The sequence below is a fragment of the Rhizobium sp. WYJ-E13 genome (assembly GCF_018987265.1).
GTDB lineage: Bacteria > Pseudomonadota > Alphaproteobacteria > Rhizobiales > Rhizobiaceae > Rhizobium.
Genome location: NZ_CP076854.1, coordinates 1904293 through 1930962, shown reverse-complemented (window position 1 = coordinate 1930962; position 26670 = coordinate 1904293). Strand labels below are relative to the sequence as shown.

24 protein-coding genes and 1 pseudogene are annotated in these 26670 nt (G+C 58.5%); 9 read left to right on the top strand and 16 right to left on the bottom strand.

The annotated features are described in order from the left end of the window. Positions 1-155: 155 nt before the first annotated feature. Positions 156-628 (bottom strand): annotated as a pseudogene (locus KQ933_RS30355) (chemotaxis protein CheW). Beyond that, positions 628-2565, bottom strand: coding sequence for a methyl-accepting chemotaxis protein (locus KQ933_RS30350; protein ID WP_301925085.1), 1938 nt, complete (start codon positions 2563-2565; stop codon positions 628-630). The pseudogene KQ933_RS30355 and the gene KQ933_RS30350 overlap by 1 nt, the downstream one beginning before the upstream one ends. A 680-nt stretch (positions 2566-3245) precedes the next feature. On the opposite strand from KQ933_RS30350, the gene KQ933_RS30345 reads away from it, so the two are divergent. Both KQ933_RS30345 and KQ933_RS30340 read left to right on the top strand, forming a co-directional pair. After that, a protein-coding gene (locus KQ933_RS30345) for an IS630 family transposase (RefSeq protein ID WP_216755581.1) occupies positions 3246-4189 on the top strand; the annotation gives its coding sequence in 2 pieces (ribosomal slippage) (positions 3246-3582 and positions 3582-4189; 945 coding nt in all). An 80-nt stretch (positions 4190-4269) separates the two neighbouring features. After that, entirely contained in the window at positions 4270-5457 is a 1188-nt protein-coding gene (locus KQ933_RS30340) for an IS701 family transposase (RefSeq protein ID WP_216755009.1), read from the top strand. Positions 5458-6048: 591 nt separating this feature from the next. On the opposite strand, the gene KQ933_RS30335 is transcribed toward KQ933_RS30340, so the two are convergent. Continuing rightward, entirely contained in the window at positions 6049-6441 is a 393-nt protein-coding gene (locus tag KQ933_RS30335) for an IclR family transcriptional regulator C-terminal domain-containing protein (protein ID WP_216759698.1), read from the bottom strand. A gap of 487 nt (positions 6442-6928) precedes the next feature. Here KQ933_RS30335 and KQ933_RS30330 point away from each other — a divergent pair, with 487 nt between their 5' ends. The 4 genes from KQ933_RS30330 (at position 6929) to KQ933_RS30315 (ending at position 10807) form a co-directional block, all read left to right on the top strand. Next, a complete protein-coding gene (locus KQ933_RS30330; RefSeq protein ID WP_216759697.1) occupies positions 6929-7270 on the top strand; it encodes a hypothetical protein in 342 nt (113 codons plus the stop codon). A 93-nt stretch (positions 7271-7363) separates the two neighbouring features. Beyond that, complete coding sequence (locus KQ933_RS30325; protein ID WP_216759695.1) at positions 7364-8533, top strand: SagB/ThcOx family dehydrogenase; 1170 nt, start codon at positions 7364-7366, stop codon at positions 8531-8533. A 5-nt stretch (positions 8534-8538) separates the two neighbouring features. Beyond that, positions 8539-9606 carry an amidase gene (locus KQ933_RS30320; protein ID WP_216759693.1) on the top strand — a complete coding sequence of 356 codons (1068 nt, stop codon included), beginning with the start codon at positions 8539-8541 and terminating at the stop codon, positions 9604-9606. Further along, on the top strand, positions 9599-10807 hold the full coding sequence (locus KQ933_RS30315; RefSeq protein ID WP_216759691.1) for an MFS transporter: 1209 nt from the start codon (positions 9599-9601) through the stop codon (positions 10805-10807). The genes KQ933_RS30320 and KQ933_RS30315 overlap by 8 nt, the downstream gene beginning before the upstream one ends. 22 nt (positions 10808-10829) lie before the next feature. Here the strand turns inward: KQ933_RS30315 and KQ933_RS30310 are convergent, their stop codons facing one another. The 10 genes from KQ933_RS30310 to oiaX all read right to left on the bottom strand — a co-directional run bounded on the left by KQ933_RS30310 (position 10830) and on the right by oiaX (position 22844). Continuing rightward, a complete protein-coding gene (locus KQ933_RS30310; RefSeq protein ID WP_216759683.1) occupies positions 10830-11324 on the bottom strand; it encodes a GNAT family N-acetyltransferase in 495 nt (164 codons plus the stop codon). A gap of 665 nt (positions 11325-11989) precedes the next feature. Beyond that, positions 11990-13834: a hypothetical protein gene (locus KQ933_RS30305; RefSeq protein WP_216759682.1), complete on the bottom strand. Its 1845-nt coding sequence runs from the start codon at positions 13832-13834 to the stop codon at positions 11990-11992. Beyond that, positions 13831-14865: a Gfo/Idh/MocA family protein gene (locus KQ933_RS30300; RefSeq protein ID WP_216759681.1), complete on the bottom strand. Its 1035-nt coding sequence runs from the start codon at positions 14863-14865 to the stop codon at positions 13831-13833. Before KQ933_RS30300 ends, KQ933_RS30305 begins: the two co-directional genes overlap by 4 nt. Position 14866: 1 nt before the next feature. Next, positions 14867-15931: an ABC transporter permease gene (locus KQ933_RS30295; protein ID WP_216759680.1), complete on the bottom strand. Its 1065-nt coding sequence runs from the start codon at positions 15929-15931 to the stop codon at positions 14867-14869. After that, positions 15928-17478 carry a sugar ABC transporter ATP-binding protein gene (locus KQ933_RS30290; protein ID WP_216759679.1) on the bottom strand — a complete coding sequence of 517 codons (1551 nt, stop codon included), beginning with the start codon at positions 17476-17478 and terminating at the stop codon, positions 15928-15930. Before KQ933_RS30290 ends, KQ933_RS30295 begins: the two co-directional genes overlap by 4 nt. Further along, entirely contained in the window at positions 17475-18119 is a 645-nt protein-coding gene (locus KQ933_RS30285; RefSeq protein WP_216759678.1) for a DUF2291 family protein, read from the bottom strand. The genes KQ933_RS30290 and KQ933_RS30285 overlap by 4 nt, the downstream gene beginning before the upstream one ends. Before the next feature lie 77 nt (positions 18120-18196). Continuing rightward, positions 18197-19138 (bottom strand): D-ribose ABC transporter substrate-binding protein, encoded by a 942-nt coding sequence (locus KQ933_RS30280; protein WP_216759676.1) that lies wholly within the window; start codon positions 19136-19138, stop codon positions 18197-18199. Between the two features lie 136 nt (positions 19139-19274). Further along, positions 19275-20102, bottom strand: coding sequence for a phosphogluconate dehydrogenase C-terminal domain-containing protein (locus tag KQ933_RS30275; protein ID WP_216759675.1), 828 nt, complete (start codon positions 20100-20102; stop codon positions 19275-19277). A 148-nt stretch (positions 20103-20250) separates the two neighbouring features. After that, positions 20251-21585 (bottom strand): four-carbon acid sugar kinase family protein, encoded by a 1335-nt coding sequence (locus tag KQ933_RS30270; RefSeq protein WP_216760891.1) that lies wholly within the window; start codon positions 21583-21585, stop codon positions 20251-20253. Positions 21586-21587: 2 nt separating this feature from the next. After that, positions 21588-22844, bottom strand: a complete 1257-nt coding sequence (oiaX, locus tag KQ933_RS30265; protein WP_216759674.1) for a 3-oxo-isoapionate-4-phosphate decarboxylase OiaX — start codon at positions 22842-22844, stop codon at positions 21588-21590. 182 nt (positions 22845-23026) lie between these two features. On the opposite strand from oiaX, the gene KQ933_RS30260 reads away from it, so the two are divergent. Continuing rightward, positions 23027-23731, top strand: a complete 705-nt coding sequence (locus tag KQ933_RS30260) for a transcriptional regulator NanR (RefSeq protein WP_216760890.1) — start codon at positions 23027-23029, stop codon at positions 23729-23731. A 52-nt stretch (positions 23732-23783) separates the two neighbouring features. On the opposite strand, the gene KQ933_RS30255 is transcribed toward KQ933_RS30260, so the two are convergent. Beyond that, a complete protein-coding gene (locus KQ933_RS30255) occupies positions 23784-24527 on the bottom strand; it encodes an SDR family NAD(P)-dependent oxidoreductase (RefSeq protein ID WP_216759672.1) in 744 nt (247 codons plus the stop codon). A gap of 229 nt (positions 24528-24756) precedes the next feature. Beyond that, the gene (locus tag KQ933_RS30250) at positions 24757-25311 is read right to left on the bottom strand and encodes a hypothetical protein (protein WP_216759670.1); all 555 of its coding nucleotides are present in this window, start codon (positions 25309-25311) and stop codon (positions 24757-24759) included. Positions 25312-25525: 214 nt separating this feature from the next. On the opposite strand from KQ933_RS30250, the gene KQ933_RS30245 reads away from it, so the two are divergent. Continuing rightward, entirely contained in the window at positions 25526-25711 is a 186-nt protein-coding gene (locus tag KQ933_RS30245; RefSeq protein WP_216760920.1) for a hypothetical protein, read from the top strand. 17 nt (positions 25712-25728) lie between these two features. After that, on the top strand, positions 25729-25950 hold the full coding sequence (locus tag KQ933_RS30240; protein WP_216759669.1) for a hypothetical protein: 222 nt from the start codon (positions 25729-25731) through the stop codon (positions 25948-25950). A gap of 78 nt (positions 25951-26028) precedes the next feature. Here the strand turns inward: KQ933_RS30240 and KQ933_RS30235 are convergent, their stop codons facing one another. Continuing rightward, the gene (locus KQ933_RS30235; protein ID WP_216759667.1) at positions 26029-26658 is read right to left on the bottom strand and encodes a pyridoxamine 5'-phosphate oxidase family protein; all 630 of its coding nucleotides are present in this window, start codon (positions 26656-26658) and stop codon (positions 26029-26031) included. Between the last annotated feature and the right edge of the window lie 12 nt (positions 26659-26670).

Genomic DNA, 26670 nt, shown 5'->3' with positions numbered 1-26670 from the left:
TTATATGACGGCCGCATGGTTGCGAGAGCGACACGAATAGGCTGACGACTTCACCCCGCCACTCGAGACGTTCGCTGAACGCGCCAAGCGGCACTGCAAGGGTCTGTTCGTTTCGAACGCTCGCGCGGCAACTCCTCTATGTGAGGATGGCTGCTTCAAGCAGCCTCCACCCAGTCGCCCGGAGTGTCAGTTGAGAATATCGCATCGAGGTTGAGGAAGCAGATCATTTCTTTATCTCTGGCAAAGATACCCTCGGCATAACTTCCGGACGTGATGCCGGCCGCAACCGGGACCGGTTGCAGCTCACCCGTCGCCACTGTCAAGATATCCGACACCCGATCCACCATAAGACCGATCGTCTTACCGCCTACATTCGTGACGACAATCGCACTTCGCTCGCTTGTCGCTGTTGGTGGCATGCCGAGCTTTACGGATAGGTCGACAATTGGAATGACGGTGCCGCGCAGGTTCATGACGCCCAGGACGTCGGTCGGCGCATGGGGGGGGTGACAGGGGCCCATCCGCGAATCTCGCGGATGGAGGTGGTCCGGACACAGAACTGCTGATTGTGGAGCATGAACGCTATGATCTCGAGCCCACTGTCGCTGGTCTTGAAAGAAGCGTCCATCAGAAATCCTCCCATCCTGCCGTGTTGGAACCGGCAGCCGCACTGCCACCTGCGATGGCCGATGCTATCTTCCGGCCAAGGGTGCGCACAGGAGACGTGGTGGGCTTGTCGTTAATCGCGGCGAGGCGTGGTGCTGCCTGTCGTTGGCCCACATCACCAAGCTTGAACTGTGCCAGCAAGTCGTTGAGCGACGTGACTTCCTTAGCGAGACTGTGGCTCGCGGCTGTCGTCTCCTCAACCATCGCCGCGTTTTTCTGGGTATCCTGGTCCATCTGGTTGACGGCCGTGTTGATTTGCTGCAGTCCGGAAGACTGTTCCTGCGCTGCATCAACGATCGCCGAGACATGGCGGTTGATTTCTTGAACTTCCGCGACGATCGTCTGTAACGCCTTGCCCGTGTCGCCGACGAGCTGCACGCCTTCTTCCACCTGCTCGTTAGATGTGTTGATCAGTGCCTTGATCTCTTTGGCGGCGCTTGCAGACCGCTGAGCAAGCTCTCTCACCTCCTGAGCGACCACCGCAAATCCCTTGCCAGCTTCGCCTGCACGCGCGGCTTCGACACCCGCATTAAGCGCAAGCAGGTTGGTCTGGAAGGCGATTTCGTCGATAACGCCGATGATGTTGGAGATTTCCGCGGACGACTTCTCGATACGCTCCATGGCAATCACGGCCTTGCGCACGACCTCTCCGGAATGCTCGGCGCCGGTCTTGGTGCGCGCGACAAGAGCTCCGGCTTCCTGAGCTCGCTTGGTGGAGTCTACGACCGTCGTGGTGATTTGCTCGAGTGCGGCTGCCGTTTCTTCGAGTGCTGCAGCCTGCTGTTCCGTTCGCTTTGCAAGGTCGTCGGCCGCGGATTTAATCTCATTTGCACCGGCGCCAATCCCTTGTGCATTCTGTGAGACCCGGCTTAGCGCCGACTGCAGCTTTTCGGCCGACCCGTTGAAATCGTTGCGCACGCCATCAAGTGCAGCGGTAAAGGGCTGGCTGATGCGGTGGGAGACATCTCCGTTCGAGAGTGCTGACAGACCGCTCGCCAGGCTGTCGACAGCATGTTGAACATCGGCCGCCTCCGTTGCCTTTTGCTTCTCGCGTTCAATGCGTTCTTTCTCAGAGAAGCTCCGGTTTGCTTCCGTTTCCTGCTCAAGGCGGACCCGTTCGATGGCGCCCTGACGGAAGATTTCGACCGCCCCAGCCATCTCGCCGATTTCGTCGCGGCGACCAGCGTGCGGAATAGTGCTCTCGCGGTCGCCGTCGGCAAGCTTCATCATCGACATATTGATATTGCGGATCGGCTTGATCACAGAAACGAAGATGCCCCAAAGAGCGAACAGCGACAGCGCAACCGTCAGACCGCTGGTGACATAATTGCTGATTTCCGTGGCCGCCGCGGCAGCTTTGGCTTCATCATTGCGCTTCTCCAACAGGCCGCGCTCTTCGCCGGCCATTTCAGCGATCTTGCCGCGGATGGCATCCATGGATGCCTTGCCAGCCCCTGATGCCTCCATTGTCCGGGCTTGCTCTCGCGTTGCCGGATTCTGCATCAGATCCTTTTCTTTTTGAAGCACACCATTCCAGGTCGATGCGTAACCGTCGAGCTCATCAAGCCTCTTTTGCTGAGCTGCGTTGTCCGATGTCAGGGATCTCACACTGGCAAGCGACTTCCGGTAGGTTTCCAGGCCGGCCTTTTGCGGTGCGAGGAAGGCCTCGTCCCCCGAAATGAGATAACCGCGCAGGCCGGTTTCTTGGTCGACCATTGAGGCCATGATTATGTCGAGTGTCGAGAAAACCTGATAGGTGTGTTCGGAGATAGCAACTGCTCTGTTCTGATTGTTAAGGCCCGATATGTTGATCGCGCAGGCTGCGATACTGAGGACGATAAGTAATCCGAACGCCAACGCGATTTTCGTCAGTATCTTTAGGTTGTTGAATGCGGACAAGGAAGGCTCCATGGGACAGGCTCTCTGAGGCGCGAGCGTCAGTTGAGCGTCAAAACAGTTGGGAATGGGCAGCCGCCATCTTCCAGAAACCTGGACGGTGTATTGAAACGGAGACTGGACACGGAATTTCTAGAGAGAGATCACAACTGACAGCGCGCGAATCAAATGGGCGCAAAAAAATCGTAACGATGTCGGGGAGATTTCAACTCCAGAGAAGGTTGCGCCATCATGGCGTCCTGGCGGGGTTCTCTGCTATTGCGAATATTCGGATAAAATAGTTTACAACATGCTAAGATATTAGTGCCGTTATAGTATAAATCCTCTCTCCAAAATAAAATGCAACTATATAGTGTTCATATGCGCAAGCAATCCCGCAACCTGATTGATCTCCAACATTAACTCGGTGTTGCTGCGAGCCCGAAGTTCGCTGCGAAAGCGCGAAGCATTACGGGCTCGCCATGCGCCAATGAAGCATTCCCCGGAGGCGTCGTTCTTGAAGACCGGCGCACCTCCGAATGATGACGACAGGCCGCCCTCGCCAACTACGCCGCCAGTGCAATAAACTGCGACGACGGTGTCCAGAGGTGCGACACTAGAGCAGATCCTGCGATCGATGAATCGATTGTGAGGTGACGCGGCGCAGCGAAGCTGATTCAACATCCACAACGAAGAGGTGGATGATGGCACGAGCACTGAGCGACGATCTTCGATTACGCGTATTGAAAGCGTCTGCGGCTGGCATGTCAGCGCGGCAGGCGGCTGTCCGGTTCGGGGTTGGGATTTCGACGGCAATCCGGTGGATCGCGAGAGCGAAAGACGGCGAGCCGACCCCCCGGCCGCAAGGTTGGAGACGACCGTCGGCTCTCGACGCACACGCGGCTTTCGTTGTCGAGATGATCGACGATCGCAAGGACGTGACGCTGGATGAAATGGTCGAGCGTCTGTGCGTTGAGCGGCAGGTCGGCATCAGCCGGAGTGCGCTCGGTGCTTGGCTGCGAAGCCGCGGGTGGACGTTTAAAAAAAGTCCGCACATGCATTGGAGCAGGATCGACCAGATGTCTTGAAGCGGCGGCGAGCCTGGTTTGATGGCCAGCTCGATCTCGATCCAGAAAAGCTGATCTTTATAGACGAGACCGGTCTGTCGACCAAAATGGCGCGCCTGCGCGGACGCGCAATGCGAGGCGAGCGTTGTCGAGCAGGTGTGCCGCATGGCCATTGGAAGACTACGACTTTCACTGGAGCGTTGCGCCTCAGCGGAATGACCGCCCCCTTCGTCTACGATGGCGCGATGAACGGCAACGTCTTCCTTGCTTATGTCGAACAGGTGCTGCTGCCCACCCTGAAAATCGGCGACGTGGTTATTATGGATAACCTGCCTGCGCACAAAACAGCCGGCGTCCGCGATGCCATCGAGCGCGCCGGCGCCAAACTCATGTTCCTGCCGCCCTACAGTCCTGACTTCAATCCCATTGAGAACGCATTCTCCAAATTGAAAGCCATGTTGCGGGCTCGGGCGGAGCGAAAGATCGACGCTTTGTGGGATGCGGTGGGCGCCTTGATGCCTCGCTTCACGACGGCAGAATGCGCCAACTACTTCAAGGCCGCGGGATATGACCCAGATTAAACAGGATCTGCTCTAGTACTACAGTTGCGGTTTACCGGAAGTCATGATTCACTTCCCGCATTTGGCGGGAGGGAAGTTCAATGTCGGTTGCGGGTTGGTCCGGGTCGGTTCTGGCGTGGCATCGTGAGCTCGATGCCTTGAAGGTGCGGTTGGGCTCGGTCTTTGGTCGCCGAGAATTGCGCGCATCGTGCGGTGCCTTTCTGGATGGGTTGTTGTCGGGAGTAGAGCGCAAGACTGGCTGGCTGATGGCGGAACAGGCAGGACTGGAGCGCCCTTATCGGATGCAATCGCTGCTGGGGCGCAGCCATTGGGATGCTGACGCATTGCGCGATACGGTTCGCGCTTATGCAATAGAGTCTCTCGGTGACGCGGACGGCGTTCTTGTGGTCGATGAGACCGGCTTCCTGAAGAAAGGCGCCCATTCAGTCGGTGTCGCACGACAATATTCCGGCACGGCCGGCCGGATCGAGAACTGTCAGATCGGTGTTTTCCTTGCCTATGCAAGCCGCTACGGTCAGACCCTGATCGATCGGCAACTTTATCTACCGAAGGAGTGGGCCGAGGATGAAGCCCGCCGTGCTTCGGCTCACGTCCCCCAGTCCCAAGCCTTCGCGACCAAACCGGCCATTGCAGCCAAGCTCATTGCCGATGCGCTGGATGCCGGCGTGCCTTGTGCCTGGGTATTGGCGGATGCGCTTTATGGTTCGGATTCCAAGCTGCGCCGGATGCTGGAAAGCCGTGGCCAGCCTTATGTTCTGGCAGTGCGCTCCAATCAATGCCTGCGCTTTGTGCGTGAGCAAGGGATCGAGCAGACCGATCCCGAAACGATGGCTGATGAGTTGAAACCGGAGGTTTGGCAGAGCCATGCAGCAGGCGAAGGTGCCAAGGGTCTTCGGCTTTATGATTGGGCCCGTATTCCTCTCAGCTCTCGCCCGGATCCACAATGGGAGCGCTGGCTTCTGATCCGGCGCAGCCGACGCGAACCCGATGCGCGCGCCTATTACTTTGTCTTTGCGCCCGCCGGTACCGAATTGAGCGAATTGGCGGGCGCTGCCGGGCTGCGTTGGACCGTGGAAGAATGCTTCCAGCGTGCGAAGGACGATCTCGGCCTGGATCATTGCGAAGCGCGATCCTGGCATGCTTGGAAGCGGCACATGACGCTCGTCATGGCAGCCGCTGCATTCCTCGCCAAACTCGGCGCCGATCTACGCCGCACCGCTGCTGGCAAACCGAACGAAACGAGTCCAAACCCGCCAATCGCCGCCTGACCAACACCATGGCCTTCGTGCCCAGCGTCGCAGAGATCCGCTATCTGATCAAACGCCTCCTGCTACAGCCCCCGATTAGAGTTCGCCTCATCTTGGCATGGTCACTCTGGCGACGCAGGCATCAAGCATCCGCAATGCTTTCTCACTACAAAGCAAGGCATCAAACGCAACTGTAGTACTAACCACGATGTCTCCGGACGGGGCGAAAACCTGTGCTTCTAAAAAGGTAAACCGGGCACCGTGCGGTTGTCATTCGCTGAACATCCGGATCACGAATACCCGCAAGCGCCCCATCACACTTTGTCAACAGGACCCAGATGCACGACTTTGGCAGATTATTTCTCGGTAAACGATGATGGGCCATCTTTGGCATTCCAACAGGGGTGCGAAGGATGGCAGAGCAGGATGTTGCACTGACGGAATGGTTGAAGCCGTTGAAGCGGCGACAGATGTACCCGGTGTATATTTCGGGCCTGTCGGGTCAGCGGTTCGATTCCGTTCAACTGCTAAAAGTCGGAAGTCGAATTACTGGGTCGCAGGTTCTGTTCCCTTCAAGAGCGGAATGTTCTATTGGTATGGTCGGATATTAACTCAGCTTCCAAACAAGCGCTCTACCGAACCCTTCAATTCCAGAAGGGCCTGAACGACCGCGTCTTTCTGCTCTTCGAAGCGTGAGGTCGGGACAGGGACCGAAATGGCGTGAAGCGCGCCCTTCCAGTCGCTGAAGGCTATGCCTGCTGCAGATATCCCGACCGTGTGTGCGTCGAGATCGTAGGCGATACCGCTTTGACGAACGCTTTCAAGGATCGGTGAAAAGTTCTTCCAGGATCCATCAAGGCCGCGCTTGCGGAATTCCTCAAGCACCAGACGCTCGGCCGTTTCTTCCGGCATTTGCGAGAGCACGGCGCGACCGTTGGCCGTGTCCGTCAGGGGGAAAACATCGCCCACAGCCGAGACGGCACGCAGCCGGTGCGTTCCGGGCACCTGGTCCAGATTTCGGGTTGTCTCTCCTGGGGCAACTAACGACTAAGATTGCATCCAATTTCTTAGAAGCACGTTAACGCCTTACGGTTTTGACCCCCCGGCGGGCTCGGTGACGGAAATCAACTTCCTAATAAGCTTGATCGTCGGTAATCGCCATCGCCTAAGGGCGAAAGGTGCGGAGATCGCGGTCGTGCTACGCTCTTGCAGTGAGGTCGACTGTTCGAGTCCCTTTCAACTGCAGAAAGAAATACACTCGGATGTACGCAGCACTCAAGGACAGAAACGATGACATTGGTTGACGGAAATATTGCGCCAACGGGAAATGGCGCAAGAAACTGTATGCAAGAACCGGACTTCAGATCGTTGAAAAATGTGATCGGAAATCCTCTTTACGCCGCAAGTCCTTTTGCGTAATTTGCTATCGCTGGCTGTACATCACCGGCAGGCACTATCCCAAGTTCCATATTTGGTATCAACGGAGGTAGAAATGCAGTCCCAACGCGTATCCCCTTCTGAACTCAAATCAAAATTGATGCAGTATCACAAGGCGAAATCTGTCCCGATGACCGAGGACGAATTGTCTTCAGAGATCGATAAGAGCGCGATCGCTCGTTACCAAGTCGGCGATCAACTCTTGTCGGAGGTGCAAGATACCTTGCGCAAGATCGCCAACGAACTCCCGGAAGGCCCCGCTCGCAACGAGGCCGCCTTCGCGATTTCCAAGATTGATCAAGCGGCGCAGGAAATCGTCTATTGCGCTCTTAGCCTGAACAAGAGCATGCCGTTTGTGAAGCCGGCGCTTCACGTCCATTCTGTCAACGAGCAATAATCAAGCCTTTATCGTCACCGCAACAAGACGGTTCAGCGGTTAGAGATTAGCCGTTGGACCGCCGTGAAATAGCGTGTGTTTGGAGATTGCTTCATGGAGACCTCTTCCGGAAAAAACGACCGGTCGTTTCGCTATCGAAGGGCGCGAGCTCTTTCCTACTTTGTGAAAAATGGCGAGGTGGTCATCTTTAATTTCCTTACGAATCGATCCTTCACCTGCAATTTGCGCTGCCTCGACGTTCTCCTTCAGTCCGAAGAATGGAGGCCGCTTGATGAGGTCTTTTCCGTTACGCGAGCCTATCACACGTCATCTCTGGTCGAAGAAATTGTCCAATTATTTGAGCTCACTGCGTTGGTCGTTGAAGGGGATATCATTTCCGACAAGGACACCGAGTACGACGAAACATGGGAGTGGGGATCGGTTACGGCTCAGCTTCACTTTTCGTCACAAGACAACCTGACCGTCAACGATCAGATGGCAGCTGAAATCCAGATTTTCCGATCGAAATCGCAGCCTTCACCGCCTCTAATGACCCTAAAGTCTCCGGATGACAGCATCCCGTTACCCCGCTTTCAGATCGACAGCGAACTCAAAGCAGTTATGCGCACCAGGCGTTCGATAAGAGCGTTCCTCGACAAACCTTTAGAATTACCGTTGGTCGCCGATGCCTTATACGCTGGGTTGGGGATCACCGATATCGTGTCTACTGAGGTGGGCGATCATCCACTTCGTATGACGCCTTCACCGGGTGCGCGCAACGCTTACGAGGGTTACATTTTCGTACGCAGGGTCTCGGGCCTCTTGGAAGAGCGCTTTTATCATTACAATGCCTTGCACCACACATTAGAGGTGATTGCGCCCCGTAACGCCATGCCGACTATGGATGAAATGTTCGCCGAAAATCAGCCATGGGTTGCAAACGCGAGCGTCATCATTTTCCTTGTCGCGCATTTCGAACGGGTGATGTGGAAGTACATAAATGGTAGCGCATATGGGCACGCATTCGTGGAGGCGGGACATATCGCTCAAAACATGATGCTTATCCTCAGCAAGCAGGGTGTCGTCGCAAATCCGGCCGGAGCGATCGGTCATTCGTTGATAGAGCGGGCTATCGGCGAGACGGAATTAACCCACAGCGTAGTTTACGCTCTCGCCGCTGGCTATCCGGACACGTCCAACGATTACGTCGCCTGGCTTGCGCCCGAATTTGCAATTCGTGACGAACTCTTGTCGAAAATTCGGGCTCAAAATTTTCACAGGTGAATTCGATGGAAGATATCGAACTTCGTTTGGACGGCAGTCTCTCGGTGCCCCCCAATTTAATCTCAAGCAAAGCTATAATCTACCTTCGGTACCAACAGGAAATCGAAGGGACACTGCCGGTCGCCGATGATGGGATCGTCATCCAGGCTTTACGTCAACTCGAGAACAACGCCGCCCATATCGCCGATGTGGTTACAGAGACGGCTGAAGGCCGGAAAATACCAAATGCATGGGGTGCCGATTTTATTGCTGGACCACTCGGGTCGCCGCTGGCGCACGCCATTTCGACACGGCCGGAAACCGTAGGGCTTGGCGAAGATGTAAACGGCCAACTCCTCGTCGCGGCGTCGATGTCAGGCGTCATCGGTTTCTATGCGCCTCGAATTGGGGAGTCTATGGCACGGGGGCGACTTTCATTCCTCGGCCATGATGTCCACGACGTTCGACACGCCTGGATAAAAAGTCTTTCGGCGGATGACGAAAGCTTACGGTTGTATGACGCTGACGATGGATTTGATCGGCAATCTTCTATCGCAATGATTGTGCCGCGCGTTCATCTGGCCAAAGGGAGGTTTTGGGATACGGTTCATTTCGATGCGCGTACCAACTATGCGTTGGCGATCCGAGAGTTTGAAAAGGCAGGGATCGAAGTCATTCCGACCGAAAACCTGATCACCGAAGAATGCCGGATTGCGGCGGCCCTGGTTTCAGAAAACCCACTCAATGCGGAAGGGCAACAAAAGCTTCAGGATCTGCGCAGCTCGTATCAGTTGCCTGTCACGGACGACATATTTCTATTGCCTACAAGTGGACTAGCTGCCCCCCTAATGGCCGAATGGCCGCTCACCCCTGGTCGATATGATCCAGACCCGTTTGAAACTGTTATGCCGGTGTTTCTCAGCGATCGAGCCGCGATAACCGTTCCAAATGGATTTTCGGTGGAGGGTTTGCCAATGGGGCTGACGCTGGCAGGTCCGGTAACCATGCTCGCCCGTCTCCTCATGCTCGCTCAATGGTTTTGCAAAGCGACGAACTGGCCGACGATTCCTGAACGTCCGAGTAGGTATGAGTAAATTGCATTTGCGCAAGAGCACGCTTGTCCCGCGACTGCCGGCTCAGCTTTGGCTGCTTGCAGTCGCGGCCTTTGTCAACTTCCTGGGCTTCATGGTCACGCCGTTCCTGGTATTGTACCTAACCCAGGTGACTGCGTTTTCGGTCGAGATCGCAGGCGTCCTGCTGACATGTTTTGGCATCGGCGGGATCCTTGGAGCGTGGAGCGGCGGAAGGTTGAGTGACCGAATCGGGTCGCGAAATGTTTTGTTTCTCAGCTTTCTGGTGAGCGCAGTTGCCATGTTCATCATTCCGCTAATTTCGAACGTCCTGCTTATCGGCGCGATGTTGATCATTTTGGCATTCGCGAATGGTGCGTTTCGTCCGGCCTATGATGCCTGTGTGGTCCGTTTATGCCCCGAGAGCGAACGGTCGCACGCCTATGCGGTCTACGTCGTCGCCATCAATGTCGGAGCAGGAATTGCGGCAGGACTTGGGGGAAAACTCTATGCGATTGAACCGCATCTAATCTTCTATGCCGATGGTCTGACTTCGATAGTGGCCGCCGGCCTTGTATTCGTCTTCCTGGACCAACGTGCCAATCATTCCCAGCCGGCGGCAAAAAAGCAAGTCGCGCAGAATGGCCAAGCATCGGCACCCTATACGAGCGTCACATTCCTGATCGTCTGCTTAGCTTCCTGCGTCCTTGACGTTGTCTCAAAGCAAACATCTGTAACACTACCGATCTATGTCAGTTCGGTTTACGGGATGGATGCTGCAGCTTTCGGAAGTCTCTTGACCATTGGGTACATCACCTTTGCAGCTGCGGTCTTGCCTGTAACCGCCTGGGTTAAAACGCAAAATCAATTGCGAACCGCCGTTGTCGGAATGGGTATCGTTTCCTCAGCGTTCTTTCTTATCTCTGTTGCCTCTAGCATGGGAGCGCTCGTCGCGCTCTATTTGCTGATCACGATTGGGCAATTGCTATTCTATCCCGCTATCATGGCTGTCGCCATGGGGGAGGCCGCCAAAGACGCTCAACGGAGCGGCGAATACATGGGTTTCTATCGGACAGTGCAATCAGCGGCAGGTATCGCGGCCCCATCGATCGGAACGTTCATTTACACGCAGGTGTCACCAGCGGCGCTGTGGTTCTTTTGTGCGATACTGGTTGTTGGCTCCGCAACTGCTCTGTGGGGCCAAAATAGACGAGGACAGGCGTGAAATCACCCGTTACATGCGGGCTTTAAGCAACCAGCGTCAGGTCTTTTTTAAAGCAGTGGGTAGACACGATGAATTTCTTACCAACGCCCTGTGGCGTCCAAAGAGCATCGTCGAAGGAATGAGATAGGACCCAGCCCTCCCGCTTATAGAATCGTTCAGCTCGGATGTTGCCTGCCGTACAGAGCAGCACCGCTTTTGTTATGCCTATATCACGCAGTAGATTTTCAGCGAATGAGAGCAAGGCGTGGGCTACACCGGTTCCGCGAGCGCGGTTGCTGACATAAAGCTTGACGATCTCAGCCTCTTTTACGGAGATAAACCCAAGTATACCAGTTTCATCAATCGCGACATAGGATGCGTCTTGTGCCTCCTTCAGCCACAGAGTGAAGTGGTCTTTCGTCCGAAAAGCCAGCACCTCAGACGGCACAAGGTGAGCATGAGCCTCGTGCCATCCTTGATGCCAGAGCAGAACAATCCTCTCATCATCGGCGGTTGCTGCGGGGCGAACTTTGAGCATACGTTCTCTCTCGGATTTTGTTGCAGAATTCGTCGCGCAACTTCGACTTTTGCCAGCGAGTCGCGGGCGTTGATTTTATCGCAAAACTTAGAAAAATTGCGAAGGCGGCTGATGCCAGTCCGCCGATTAGAGAAGGGCGGAAACCGTGGGCGACTGCCCCGGCAAGCGACTCCTTTTCCGAAAGACAGATTGGAGTTATCAGCACCGGCGAAACCGTTTCGTAACAGTCTTCACGCGGCCGACGGCGTCAGGCTATAAGTTCAAATCGTGCCCCCGCAGCCAACCTACTCGTAGTCTGGTGGGAACAGGCCGATAGTTCGAATCCCTCAATTGCAAGATCGTGTAATGCGGGGTCGCCGGTTCTTATCCCTTCGAGGCGACCAGATGGTCCTTACTTGGCAAAGTGCACTTCGCAGGCTTCCTCGACCAAAGCACGCGGGCAAATTCACGTCGCTTGTTGGCTGGCAGATGATCAAGGGTGTCGGTCAGGGTCGAAGCTACATCAAAGCCCTCGGTGGAATCGTTTCCATCGTAACGGCTCACCCGATGTTTCGCATCTAAACCTTTTACGAGAAGGGAATCATAAAAGCAATCAAAGAATGTGTGTCGCCTGGCAACGGCACAGATGCTGATGCCCACCGGTCCGCGCGATGCGCCCAAAAGCCCTAAACGGCGAGTCTGATCGAGGCCGTACCAAAAGGCGCAAGTGCCATGCTTTTGCCTGAGGTCGACCCAAAGGCACTGATATCGATGTTTTGCTCTTCGGCCGTCAGATTAAGGATATACACAGTCGAGCCTGATTGGAAAGCCAATACCTCCGATGGATGCGAAGACCTGCAGCCATTCCAGGCTGATCCGGCAAGGCGGGACAGCAGCTTCACGGTGTTGAAAAGCGGGCGATTGGCGCCTTCTTCCGCTGGCTCTTCCTTACCGGCAACAAGGCCGGAGGGGCCGGTGAGCGCTGAAAGCGTCAGGCATTCGATGTTGGCATCGAGCACACGGATGGCGTAACCGAGCGCGAATGCCTCCGCAAAGCGGCCATTGTGGCGTGGATCGCGGTTTGCCATGGGAATGCGGGAGCCGGTGGGATTGTCCATCGTGCGGCTGCCATAGGGGTTCTGCCGCATAGGAATGGTCGAAGGGCCGATCCGGTAGGGCTTGTCGCCGTAGATGGCGCGCACCGAGCGCGTGATGAAGGGCAGCGCTTCCAGGGTCTGCATGACGCTCAGATCATCGGCGGCATGGACGATTGGATTGGTGCAATGGCTGATGAAGCCGAGGCGATCGGCCGGTACGCGCTTGCGATTGAGTTCGGTGAAATAGCTGAGCATGCCACCGCCGATGCGAATGCCGGCAAAGGCCTCGTGTGCTGCGGCATAGACCTCCTCCAGCGGCGGGCATTTCGGCCATTTGCTGCCGGGTGGTGTCGATTGCCGGTCAACGGAGGGTGAGATCAGGATTGCGTCCGGGTGGAAGCCCGCAGACTGCATCTGCCTCGCAATCTCGGCGGTTTCGGCGGCCGGTGTTTGCTTGCAGGGAAGGGCGATCTCCAGCGTCGATCGTCCGCAGTGAAGCGCGGCAACCGCAGCAAAATCCTTCAAGGCCTCAGTGCCGTGCCCGGCATTGGGGTCGAAATGGAAAAGCAGTTCCTGCGGCGCGATGTCGGACAGGAGGTCACGGGCAGCAAGTACCGCTTTGGCTTCGTCAGGCGTAACGATAACGCCTATGTCAGGCATGGTGCCACTGCGATCGCCCGGCTCGAGCTTGATGGTGCGCTCAGCGCTGCCGGCTTCCGTCGTCTCTCCGCTTCTCGTATCGCGGATGGCAAGGACGATCCTTTGGCGCACTGGTTCGTTTGCGGCGATCTGGTAGGGCCAGGGCAGGGCCAGTGGCCGCACATATGTCTTGTAGGACGCGTCCGACCAGTTGCGCTGGTCTTCCATCTCGAACGTATCGCCTTCCATGCGGCATTCGGCTGAAACGTCCGGCAGCACCTGATGGGTGATCGCCCGCATATCCTTGAAGGGCTGCCAGGGATCGATCTGGTCGGGGAAGCGCGTCTCGTTCACGCTGCCATCGACATGCTCGACCTTGGCAGGGCTTCCGGCAATGCCGACGATCGGATGCAGGATGCAGAAACCGCAGCGATTGGTTTCGAAACCGGTCGGCGAGAGCGCTCCGGCTTCGAAGATCAGTTCATGCTCCGTTGCCGCAATATGCACCGAAATGCCAAGCCTGCTGTCTTCGGGTCCCCGGCAATGCGCGACATAACGAACGGAAAAGGCATCGTTGCCCTGCTCGATCCAGAGGTTCTCGATATCAGGACTGTAGGTGCCCCAGTCGCGGTCACGCACAAGATAGGAAACGGCACGCAGCACCTCGACGCCGTCATAGCGGATCGTCCGCAGATTGCCCTTTGCCAGATCGGCTGAGAGGCGTCCGGCAGTTAGGCGGACCGGATGCTCATCGGCCTCATGCGTGCCATAGAGAGCGAAGGCGTCCGTCGTCATTTCAGCATCGCCTCCACGTCGATTGTCTTGCCTGATGCCGCACTGTCATAGGCCGCTTCAACGAGGGCGAAGGTCTTGAGGTTGTCGGCGCCTGAGGTTGCCGGCTCACCGCCGTTCTTCAGCCGGTCGACCCAGTGCTTCTGGATTGCATAGACGCTTTCCTGAATATTGTGCCAGGGACGCGCTGCCCAGGAGAGTAGCTGCGGCGAGGTATCGGATACGACCGTGCCGGCCGCGTTGGTGACCTCGAGCCGGTAGCCGACAGAAAGACGGATCGTTCCGTCGGTGCCGTCGAGCTCGATCAGCGTTTCCGGGAAAGGCTCCGTGCCAAGCCTGGTCGCGTAGCTGACGTCGACGACCGACGTCGCGCCGCTTTCATGGTCGAGCAGGATCGTCGCGACATCCTCGCCCTTGATCTTTGGATTGACGCGTTTGGCGCGGGCCGTCAGCGTCTTGACGTCGCCGAGGATGAAGCGGGCGATATCGAGCGTATGGATACCGAGGTCTTCGATGATGAAGCGTTCGCCTTCGGCAAGATAGGGCTGGCCCGAAAAGACGTCATACCCGGACCGAAACGAGAAGCGGCCCCAGAAGGGCGTGCCGATCGCCTTGTTGTCGAGAAGCCGGCGGACAGCCTGGATTGGCGTCTGCCAGCGGAAATTCTCATGCACCATCAGTGGAATGCCTGCCTTCCGGCAGGCTTCGACCATCGCCTTGGCATCGGTAAGCGTCTTGGCGAAGGGTTTCTGGCAGATGGCGGGGATCTTATGGCTCGCCGCCATCTCCACCAGCGCCCGGTGGCTGTGTACCGTGGTGGCGATATCAACGAAATCGAAGCCGCCATCGGCAAACATGGCTGCGGCATCCGTATAGCGCCTATTGATGCCGAACTGCTCGCCGACGATCTTCAGCCGCTCCGGGTCACGGTCGCAGATCGCCACGACCGCGGCACCATCGACATCCTTCCACGCGTGCATCTGGTTGATCGCAAAGAAGCCGCAACCGATCAAAGCACCTTTCACGTCAGCCATTTCAACCTGCCTTTGCCATCTGCATGAGGGTCACGCGCTGCTGCAGCCGACGCTGCGCCTGATCGACGACGACGGCGATGATGATGACCAACCCCTTGATGACCATCTGCCAGAAGGAAGAAACCCCCATCATGACCAGACCGTCGGAAAGAATGCCGATCACGAAGGCGCCGATGATCGTGCCGCCGATCGTGCCGCGCCCGCCTGACATCGAAGTTCCGCCGAGCACAGCTGCAGCGATCGCATTGAGCTCGAAGCTTTCGCCCGTTGCCGGATGCGCGGCCATCAGCTCCGAGGAGATGACGATGCCGACGATCGCCGCGCACAGGCCGGAGAACATGTAGACGAAGATCTTGACCAGATCCACGCGGATGCCCGACATGCGCGCGGCCCGCTCATTGCCGCCGACGGCAAAGATATGGCGGCCGATCGGTGTCGAGCGCGCCACATAGGCAGCAACGAGCGCGAGGAAAATCAGGATCCAGATCGACACCGGCAGGCCAAGAATGCGACCGGCGCCGAAGAAATCGAAGCCCGTCGTGGCATATTCCGGCCGGCCGACGAGGTTGGGGAAGGTCTGGCCGTCGGAGGAAAGCAGCGCCAGGCCGCGGGCGACATAGAGCGTGCCGAGGGTCGCGATGAAAGGCGCAACGTTGAGCTTGGTGATCAGTAGCCCATTGATCAGGCCGATGATGAGGCCGATCGAAAGTGTGATCAACACGATCTCCACGAGATTGAAATAGACAGTATAGCCGATCGGCAGTTCGACGCCATAAAGGATCAGGCCACCGGCAACCATGCCGCAGAGGCCGACGATCGAGCCGACCGAGAGGTCGATGCCGCCGGTGATGATGACGAAGGTCATGCCCATCGCCAGGAAGGCGTTCAGCGCCACATGTTTCGACATCAGGATCATGTTCGCCGTCGAGGTGAAGTTCGGCGCGAAGATCGAGAAGAAGATGATGACGGCAAAGAGCGCGATGAAGGTTCGAAGCTTCATCAGCGTCAGGAGGAAGGAGCCGTTCGCGCTCTTCGGCGCGGAGGTGGATGCAGTAGCCGCCGTCATGACGCGAGTTTCCCTTGATGTTCGTGCCCCTTTGCCGAGGCAGCGATAATGGCATCTTCCGTCGCGTCGTCACGGTTGAAGACAGCGATGAGATGGCCGTTGCTGAGCACCGCGATACGGTCGGAAAGCGCCATGACCTCTTCGAGGTCGGAGGTTGAAAACAGGATGGCGAGACCATCGGCGGCAAGCCGGCGCATGGTACGGAACACGTCCGCCTTGGCGCCGACATCGATGCCGCGACTTGGCTCGTCCATCAAAAGAACCTTCGGATTGGTCATCAGCGCCTTACCGATGACTACTTTCTGCTGGTTGCCGCCGGACATCGACGTTACCTCGAAGTCCGGGTTAGGCGCCTTGATGGCAAGATCGCGGATCGCCTCAACAATGGCGTTCTTCTCTGCCTTGGCACTGATGTGGAAGAGGCGGGTGAAGCGGGCGAGGCTTGCAAGCGTCAGGTTGGATGCGATGGAGAGCACCTGCACCAGCCCCTCGCGCTGCCGGTCCTCGGGAATGAGCGCGAGACCCCGGCGAATGCGCCGCGTCGTATCGCGGGCGCGCACTTCCTCGCCGTCGATGAAGATCTTGCCGGTCGAGTGCGCATGACGGCCGATGACGCATTCGAAGAATTCGCTGCGTCCGGCGCCCATCAGCCCGTAAATGCCGAGGATCTCGCCCGCCTTGACCGATAGTGAGATATTGTCGACCGCAAGCCCGCCGGTTGGGCGCGGCAGGCTGATATTTTCGGTGCGGAACATTTCCTTGCCGACCGTATGGTTCACCGATTTGGCGAAATCCTTGGCATCCGAGCCGATCATCGAGCGCACGATCCAGCGCGTATCGATATCCTTGACCATTGCCTGGCCGGTGATCTGCCCGTCGCGCAGCACTGTGATGAAGTCGCCGATCCGCATCAGCTCTTCGAGGCGGTGCGAAATATAGACGATGGCCACGCCCTGCGCCTTCAGCTCGCCGATCACCTTGAAGAGGATCTCGACCTCAGCCGCAGACAGTGCCGATGTCGGCTCGTCCATGATCAGGATGCGGGCATTCAGCGACATTGCCTTGGCGATCTCGACGAGCTGCTGCTGGCCGATCGGCAGGTCCTCGACCATCGTCTCGGCATCGATGCCGGCATCAAGTCGCTCAAGGAATTCGTTGGCTTTGCGGACCTGTTCCTTATGGTCGATGCCGATGATGCCGCGGGTCAGTTCGCGCGTCGCGAAGATGTTTTCGGCGACCGACATGTTGGCGAAAAGGTTGAGCTCCTGGAAGATCATGCCGATGCCGTGCGCCTGCGCATCGGCGGGGCTCGTGAAGGAGACGGTCTCGTCCTCCAGGATGATGCTCCCGAGCGTCGGCCGCTCGACGCCGGCGATGATCTTCATCAGCGTCGATTTGCCGGCACCGTTCTCGCCGACGAGCACGTTGACGGCGCCGCGTCGCAGCTCGAGATTGGCGTGCTTGACGGCGACGATGCCGGAATAGACCTTCGACACGTCGTCGAGGCGCAGGATGATATCGTCCTTCGGGGCCTCGGTGATGGTCATGGTGCCACCATCAGCGCCGAAGGAGTGACGAGAGGAACGTCGCTGCCCGACGGCAGCGGGAAGGCGCCGGTCACAGTGACCGTCTTGCCGACCAGCCCATCACGCGGGATTGCCGACAGGAAAGCGCTGTTGGCCTTCTCATTGAAGGACTTGCCGAACTGCGCCCATTCGATCTGGTTCTTGAACTCGTTGAAATTGACGAAATCCAAGGTATCGCGCAACGCCGTGCCTCGGAGTGCCGGGCCGATCTGCACTTTTGCGTCAGCTTTGCCGTCGCCATCGGCATCGACATCGAGCGTTGCCGCACGCGACGCCGTATCGGCCGCGACGACCTTGCCCGTGAATTTCACCGCATAGGTCCAGGGCGAACTCGCCTGCTTGTGCGGGTTGCCGTATTTCTCGCCGGCCTGGTCAGGGTTCGAAGCGACAAGCGCTGCAACGTCCTTTAACTCGCCGGCACGCTTTTCATAGTAGGGAACGACCTGCGGCTGCCACATTGCCTCAACCTTGGCATTCGGATCGAAAGCGTTCTTTGCCGCCGCTGCGGCTTTTTCTTCCGCAGTCGGTGTCTTGATGATCTTGCATCCGGGCAAAGCCGCCGCCACGAGAGCGGCGATCAGGGCGCCCCTGATCCTCAACATGCGATAAACCTCGAAATCAATGGAAACAGGCTGCAGGGAGCGCAGTGTCCCGCGCTCCCTGCAGCGGTCGGTCCGCCTTACTTTGCCAGAGCAAAAGTCTCGAGCTTGCCCGCGTTGTCGGCATTGATGAGAACGCAGTCCATGAGCTGCTTTTCTTCCTTTGGTGCCGTCTTGTTCTTGATGTAGGCGTCGGCTTGCTCGACCGCCATCTGGGCCTGCGCATAGGCCGGCTGCAGCACGGTGGCCTTGATACCGCCCGATTTGATGGAGTCGCGCACGTCGTTGGAGCCGTCGAAGCCGACGACGATCACGTCCTTGCGGCCAGCAGCCTGAAGAGCAGCGATCGCGCCCATGGCCATCGTGTCGTTGCCGGAGATCACGCCCTTGATGTCGGGATTGGCCTGCAGGATAGTTTCCATCTTGGCGTAGGCTTCCGTCTGACTCCAGTTGGCCGACTGCTTGGCAACGGACTTCAGGTCCGGATAGTCGTCGATGACGTCATGATAGCCCTGCGAACGGATGCCGGCATTGGTGTCCGACTCCTTGCCGACGAGCTCGACATAATTGCCCTTCTCGCCCATGAGCTTGACGAATTCCTGCGCGCCGAGCTGGGCGCCCTGATAGTTGTTGGAAACGATCTGGGCGACGGCAACGCCGGTCGCATTGATTTCGCGGTCGATAAGGAAGGAGGGGATGCCGGCATCCTTGGCCTTTTTGACGGCGGCAACCGAAGCATCGGCGCCGGCATTGTCGAGGATGATCGCCTTGGCGCCGCGGCCGATGGCGGTATCGATCATTTCCGACTGCTTGTTGGCATCGTCGTCATGGGTCATGACGAGCGCCTCATAGCCGAGTTCCTTGGCCTTGGCTTCGGCGCCGACAGCTTCCGCCTTGAAGAACGGGTTGTCGTGAGCCGGCGTGATGATGGCGATCAGGTCGGCCGAAAAGGCCGGCATGGCCACGCCAAATGAAAGCGCACCGGCAAAGGCAGCCAGGGTCAGTCTACGTGTAAGTTTCATGGTTTCTCCTCCCAGGTTTGACGCATGGCCGAACCAATCCCGGTTCGGTTGAAATCCATGCGAAAAAAGAAAACCGGTCCGTCAAAGTCCCCCCGCGGGCCGGCAGAGCAGCAAGGCGCGCCTTGCCGCTGATATGTCAGGTGATGCGCCGGATGCTGTCGGCGATCTCCTGAGGTTCGAAGACCTTCTTCCAATCGTCGCGCATGAGGGCTGGAATGCCGAACTCGATCGCCTTGTTGCAGGCATCCGAGAAAACGCCGTCGACTTCCTTGAAGATCACGGCGCCGAGTACGTTCATGTGGCCGAGCAGGAAGTCGCGGGCGGCTTCCGCCGGGACGCCGCGGGCGATGCATTCGTCCATGGCCTGGCGCATGACGACGAGCAGCGAGGCGCAGACGGTTTCCGAAAGGCCGGGCTCCAGCATCGCCATCTGCTCGACGGTGACGCGATGCGAACGCATGACCGGCGCCCAGATCACCTTGGCGATTTCCTCACCCAGGCTATAGGCACTTTCCGGACCCTGCATCAGGGCCGAGACGATATGCTGCTTGGCAAACAGGCCGCCGAAATGGTCCTTCTTCGCCTGCATCTCCGTTTCGTCGTTGAAGATCGGCGGATGGCAGGGATGGGTGACGAAATAGGTGAGGTCGGCACGATCAGGCAGGTGGCCTGCAAAGGGCGCGGCGGCGTCGAGAGCCACGACCATGGTGCCCGGCTTCAGCTTGTTGACGATGCCAACGGCAACCTTGCCGATCGCGGTATCCGGCACGGCCAGGATCACGACGTCTGCACCGTCGAGCGCGGCATCGGCCGGGGTGCAATCGATGCCGAGATCGTTCTTCAGGCGCGCCTTGCCGGCATCGCTGACTTCGACATGGCGAACGTCAAAACGGGAACCTTTGAGATTCTTGGCCAGCCGGTATCCCATTTTTCCGCCGGCGCCAAAGAGGGCAATCGCTGTCATGTTTCCTCACCTTTGTATGCGGGATTCGTATTGTAACTGGTATGATGAGTCAATCACTATGTCATCATAGATGTGTGTAGCGCTCAGAAAACCGACGGTCTCGCAAGCGTCTTGTTCATCTTGACGCGGTTGACCATCCAACAGGTCATCAGGCCTTCCTTCCATCACGGATCTGCGCGAAATAGCCGTCTGCACCGACCTGCCCGCCCTTCAGCGCGATCTGCAGCCCATCTGTCGGCGCGTAACCGCCATGGGCGGTGCAGAGCGGCGAGCCGGGGGTCTGCGGCAACGGCAGCAGGGTCGTCAGCGCATCGACGCGCAATTCTTTCAGCGCGTGGCTCGACGTATCTCCACCGGCGATGACCGCACGCGAAAGCCCCTCCATTTCGACAAGGCGGCGCAGGATGGTGCCAAGCGCCCAGCCCAGCCGGTGACGAGCGCCGGGCAGCTGATCGATATCGGCGCCACGGTCGGCCGAAGGGCCAAGCGCGGTGTGCAGGATGACGCTGCGGCCTGTCTTCAGAGCGACGAGCCCGGCGGCAACCGCTGCATCCAGTGCGGCCTCCCCATTCGTGCCGACGAGCGCCAGCGGATCGAGCGGGATATCTTCGAAGCCATCGGCGATGGCTGTGCGGATCTGCCGCTCGGTCGTTGGCGACACGCTGCCTGAGACTGCGGCAAGCCGGTCGACCCTGCCCGGAGACTGGAACTCGATGCTGGGACCAATCAGCCCCTGTTCGCGCCAGGCATTGATGAGTGCGTATTCGACACCGGAGGAACCGGCGACGAAGCTGCCTTTTGCGGCCGTGATCCGCTTGAGTTGTCGGCCGGCGGCCGCCTGGCTCTCGGCGGAATCGACATCGAGAAGCAGGATGCCGGATAGATCGGCAATCAGCTGGTCGATCCCCGCATCGGCATCGGGCGAAGAAAGCAGCACCAGGTCGGCCAATGAGACGGGAAGATCGGTCTGCTTGCCGAGATGAAGCGCAAGGTCCGCCTCATGCATGGGGGTGACCGGGTGGCGGCTCATGACGGGGTGCCGGTCGATGCGGAAGATACGTCCCTGGTAGGCGGCAAAGAGATTGCCGAAGGCTGTGTATCGCTTCAGTTGTGGCGCTCCGACGATGACGGGCACGAGCTTCTGTTCGAACGTCGCGCTGCCGATCTCGATTGCCTTGCCGATATTGCCGACCTCGGGGGCTGAATCGAAGGTCGAGCAGACCTTGTAGTGGCAGATGCCGGCCTTGAGCGCCTTCAGCCATTCAAGCGCTGGGCCAAGATGCTCCTGCATCCAGGCAGGGGTCTCGCTGCGGCTCGTTCCGGCAATACCGATGGCCCGGCAATTCTGGAAGCGGTCGAGCAGCGGCTGATCGGGAATGCCGAGGAAGAGCACGGTCGGAATACCGTTGCTAGCAAGCGCCTCCATCACATCGGCGGAGCCGGTGAAGTCGTCGCCGTAGTAACTGACGAGCAGGTCGCGCATCGTCATGCAGCCTTTCCATCGCTGAACTTGGCGATCGATGCCGCAAGTTCCGGATGATCTTTGGCATAGTCGTCGAGCGGAATGTCGGCGACCGCTGCCTGCCAGGCCTGCTGCACGGCGCGCACGCCGGCTGCAGGTCCCTGCGGATGGCTGACGATGCCGCCGCCGCAAAGATAGAGAAGATCGGTCGTGCGGCCGGTGCGCTGATAGGTTTCCGGCGCCTGGCCGCCCCACTGGCCGGAACCGGCAACCGGCAACGGGCAGTCGGAGGGGGCAAAGAGCGGCGTGCTGACCGCCTTGAACGAGGCGACGAAACTCTCGTCCGGCTCCCAATATTTCACGCGGATGCCGTTGATCTGAAACTGGTCGACGCCGAGCAGCCGCCAGAACTGCTGATAGACCTTGAAATCGAGGCCAATGCCGGGATGGCGTGTCAGCACGTCCCAGCCGTTGCGATGCGCATGCAACACGAGGCCCGAGCGCCTGCGCAGGAAACTCATGCCGCCGAAACCGACCGAATTGATGTTGACGACGGCGCAGTTGCCGCCCGCTTCCAGCACGAGATCGTGGTTGCGCATCATCTCGTCGGGATCGGCATGCGAGATGCCGAAGGCATACATCACCTTCTTGCCGGTCTTCTGCTCGTGATCGAGAATGCGGGGCATGATCGCCGCCACACGCTCCTTCAGCGGCGAATAGGCGGGGCTCATCAGTTTCTCGTCGTCCTTGATGAAGTCGACGCCGGATGCGATCAGTTCGCCGACGAGCTCGGCAGTTTCATGCGGCCGCAGGCCAAGCGCCGGCTTGACGATCGTGCCGATGATCGGCCGGCCTTCAACGCCGGTCAGGCGTCGGCTGCCGGGAAGGCCGAACTGCGGGCCGGGATGGGCATCCCTGAAAGCCTCGGGGAGCTTCATGTCGATGACGCGCAGGCCCGTTATGCCCTTGATGGAAAAGGTTCCGCCGATCGCGATCGTCATCAGCGCCGAAAGATCCGTGCCGATCGCATCGAGGGGGAAGGCGATATCGACATCGGCACGCTGCAGCCGTGCGCCCTCGGGCGCTTCCGGCCAGGAGGGATGGCGCCTATCTTCCAGCGGCCGGATGGCGAGTACCCGCGCGGCAACCCGCGACTTCAATTCCTCCGTCTCGCCCGGAACCGGAACGAAGGTGCCGGTCGATTGATCGGAAGCGATCTTGTTCGCCATCGCTTCGACGCTGCCAGGCGTCTCGATGCGGTAGGTGAGCGTTATCATCATGAAAATTGCCGGTTGCTCCTCTCGCCACGTCAAGAAGCCATGGCGTCAACTTGTAATCTGGTATAATGAGTATTCCATTTTCTGCAATGGAAATTTTCAACAGGTGTGAATTTCGCGTGGCGCGCTTTGTCGTCGGTCGGTGGAAATGTTAAGGGAGGGAAGATTTGAGCCAGCGAGACGCCATGACCTCAGCCATCGAACCTATTGTCCGTCGAAAACTGTCTGACGAGGTTTTTGACCGGCTGGAACGGCTGATTACGTCAGGAGAGTTGCAACCGGGCGACGAGATGCCCTCCGAGCGCGTCCTGATGGAACGCTTCGGCGTCGGTCGTCCGGCGATCCGCGAGGCGATGCAATCTCTCGCCAACAAGGGCCTCGTCAGCATCTCGCACGGCGAGCGCGCGAAGGTCCTGAAGCTGACCGCCCAGTCGATCTTCCGGCAGGTCGATTTGACGGCGAAGATCATGCTGTCGCAATCGGCCGATTCGCTGGAGCACCTGAAAAGCGCCCGTATCTTCTTCGAGCGCGGCATGGCGCGTGAAGCGGCGCAACGCGCCAAACCGGCTGATGTCGAGGCGCTTCGCGAAATCATCGACCATCAGCGCGCATCCCTCGGCCATGCCGAAGAATTCATTTCCGCCGACATGCGGTTCCACACCCGCATCGCCCAGATTTCCGGCAACCCGATCTATGTGGCCGTCAGCGAAGCCATGCTGGCATGGCTGAAGGAATATCATACGGAAATGCTGATCTGGACCGGCAAGGAAAAATATACGCTCGCCGAACATGAAGAGATCCTGGAGCGGCTTGCCGCCAATGATGCCGATGGCGCGGAGGCCGCAGTGCTCAAACATCTGGAGCGCTCGCGTTCGCTTTATATGAAGTAGGCAGCCGCTTGCGGCGAACGGCGCGGCAAGGCCTTTCGCACGCAACAGAATGTCAGTGGTGACAGCAGTCCTGAGCCGCCTCAGCTGCCGGCGGAGCGTAAGTGGCAAATTCCTGCTCGAGAGCCTTGATGACGCCGGTGCGCCAGCCATCGGCAATGCGTTCGGAATAGGGATCGGGGAAGATATCCTCTTCGCCTCTTTCGAAGCCGTCGAATATTCCTGCCGCCACCAGGCCGGGTGGCGACTTCGGCACCTCGAAGCCGCGCGTCATATCGGTATCAACGGGTCCGGTGAAACAGCTGTGTACCGCGACACCGCGCGCTGACAGGAGCGCCCGGAAGGCCTGCATCAGGTTATGTGCCGCCGCCTTCGAGACCGAATAGGCCGGTGTGGAAGCGACCGGCACCAGCGCCGACAGGGAGAGGTTGTTGATGATGGCGCCCTTCGATCGCATCAGTGCCGGGACAAAGGCCTGGGTCACCCTTAGCGGCCCGAAGAAATTGACCGCCAGATGGCAATTGATGATGTCTTTATCGGTGAGATCGTCGGGCATGAAGATGCCGGCATTGTTGATGAGGATATCGAGGTCTTCGACAGTGGCAGCCGCCTTCAGGACATCCCACTCGTCGGTAATATCGAGTTTGACGAAGGTGACGCGCTCATCCTCATGGCGCTGCTCGCTGCGCGACCCTGCATAGACGCGCTTTGCACCACGACGTAGCGCTTCGTCCATGAGAGCCCGGCCGATGCCGCGATTGGCGCCTGATATCAGGACCGTTTTGTTTCCGATGTTCAAGACATGCTCCTATGACTGACCTTGCCATCAGGAGGGGTTCCCTGATGATCGGCGAGGAGCGTAAGCCCGGGCGGCCGATATGCAGGAGTAACAAGGTTGGCGGGATTTCTGGGGCATCTGCCCTCTCGCGACCCTGCCTTGCCGGGATTTCCACCGTCGGGGCGGATCGCCGAACTGCCGCGCAACCGACAGTCCCGCCGGCGACACGAGGGCAAACCCGATCATCTGATCAGTTTTCGATCTGCTGCTCCGAGACGACGCTGACGACGACTTCGTCGTTTCCGTTCGGATAGAGAGGCAGGTCGAGCGTGATCGCTTGCCTGCGCTCGGAAGACGACGCCTCGAAGAATTTCCTGATGCGCCCCTGACCATTCTTCGCGCCTGATGCCTTGGCGCGTGTCTCATCGACGAGGCGACGCTCAAAGGCCGCGGCATCGATTTCCGCGAAGGCCATGGTGCAGCTTTCCACCCTGCTCTCGCCCACAGACGCCCGCGCGACGACGAGGGCTTCAAATGAGCCATCTCCTTCCGCGGTCAGATTCCAGCCTTCCAGCGCGACCGGATTTTCCACCGGCGTGAGGCTGGTCATCATATCCGTTGCAAGAGCCGGCCAGTTCCGGTCCTTCGCAGCGGCGACGGTGCGCTGGAAATCCGGCCCCCGCCCGAGGCAGCGTTCGCCGAATTGACCAAACGGATCCGGCTGGTCGGCCGCCGCAGCGCCCGCAAGGCCGGCGAGAAGGATCGCCATCGAGAGGCAGTCTCTGATCCTGCGCTTGCTTGCCATATGTCAGCCTCAATGCGTCCCCGGATGTTTCATGCCGGCACCATCCACCTTACCATTACAATGAAAAGGGAGAAATCATGGCTGCAGCGCCCAGAGCTTGCCGTGGGTTCATGTCGACCGCGGCGAGAAGGTCCGATCGCCGCATTCACTATCCAGGGCCTTGCCCCTGGCAAAAATCGTCAACGCGCAATATTCATGCCCGGAGAGCATTACCATGAAAAAACTCATTTCGATCGCTGTCAGTGTCCTGCTTGTCGGCGCGCCCGCTTTTGCCCAGTCGAACGTGACCGCCACGCATACGAACCGCCCCATCGAGCCCCATCGCGCCTATATCGGCGAGGAACTTCCCGACAGAAAAATTGATCTTTCCAACAGCGTCACTAGGTTCAAGCGGAGGTAAAGAGAGGAGGAATGGATATGACAATGACTTCAGACGATGTCATCGCCATCCTTGGACCTGTTGATAATACACTTGTGGCCGACGTCATTGCGACCGGTGCAACGCAGGCCGAGCTTGCAGAGGCATTTGCGTGGGTCAATAATGACGAGGCCTTGATGGGTGAGGGGCGACGCCTGGCGACCGGCAGGGTTGCTGCGCTCATTGAGCTGCTCACTTCGGATGAAGAGGAGCCGCAATAGGAATGTTAGATATGCCGTCCCCTTCTGCCTCGCTGTTGCTGACAGACAGGGGCGCGGTCTCAGCGCAATAGCCGAGTTTTAGCCGACATCTCCGCGCGCGACCTGTGCCCGCAAGGCGGCATTCTCTGCTTCCAGCTCCGTCAGGCGCTGACGAAGCGGTTCTACGGCGACGGCAATTTCCGCCTCGGTATAGCGCGGCGTGATATGCTGCGGGCAATTCCAGTCGAAGGCTTCGAGGCGCAGGCGGAAGAGACGTTCCGGCTTTGCGCGATAGGAAGGCGAAACAAGCAGCTCGGCGAGCGCCGGATCGGCATCAAGCCCCAGCTTTTCGGCATGGGCATAGATCTTCAGCCGTGCGCGGCGAGGATAATCCATCAGGAACAGGCACACCTTATCATTGGCGGCGAGATTACCGGTGCTGATGTACTGGCGATTGCCGCGATAGTCCGCAAAGGCAAGTGTGCGATCGTCGAGTACCTTCAGGAAACCCTGCGGACCGCCCCGGTGCTGCACATAGGGCCAGTGGGTTTCGGAAACGGTGGCCATGTAGAAGCTGTCGCGGGAAGCAATGAAGGCGCGCTCGTTTTCGCTGAAGCGGTCGAAGCTGCGGTCGGTCGGCAGGTTCGTCCAGAAGTCCTGGACACCCATTTCCGCCTGCGCGGCACGCACGCTCGGGGTCGAGGCTATGTCGAGAAATCCATAGGACATGATCCATCTCCT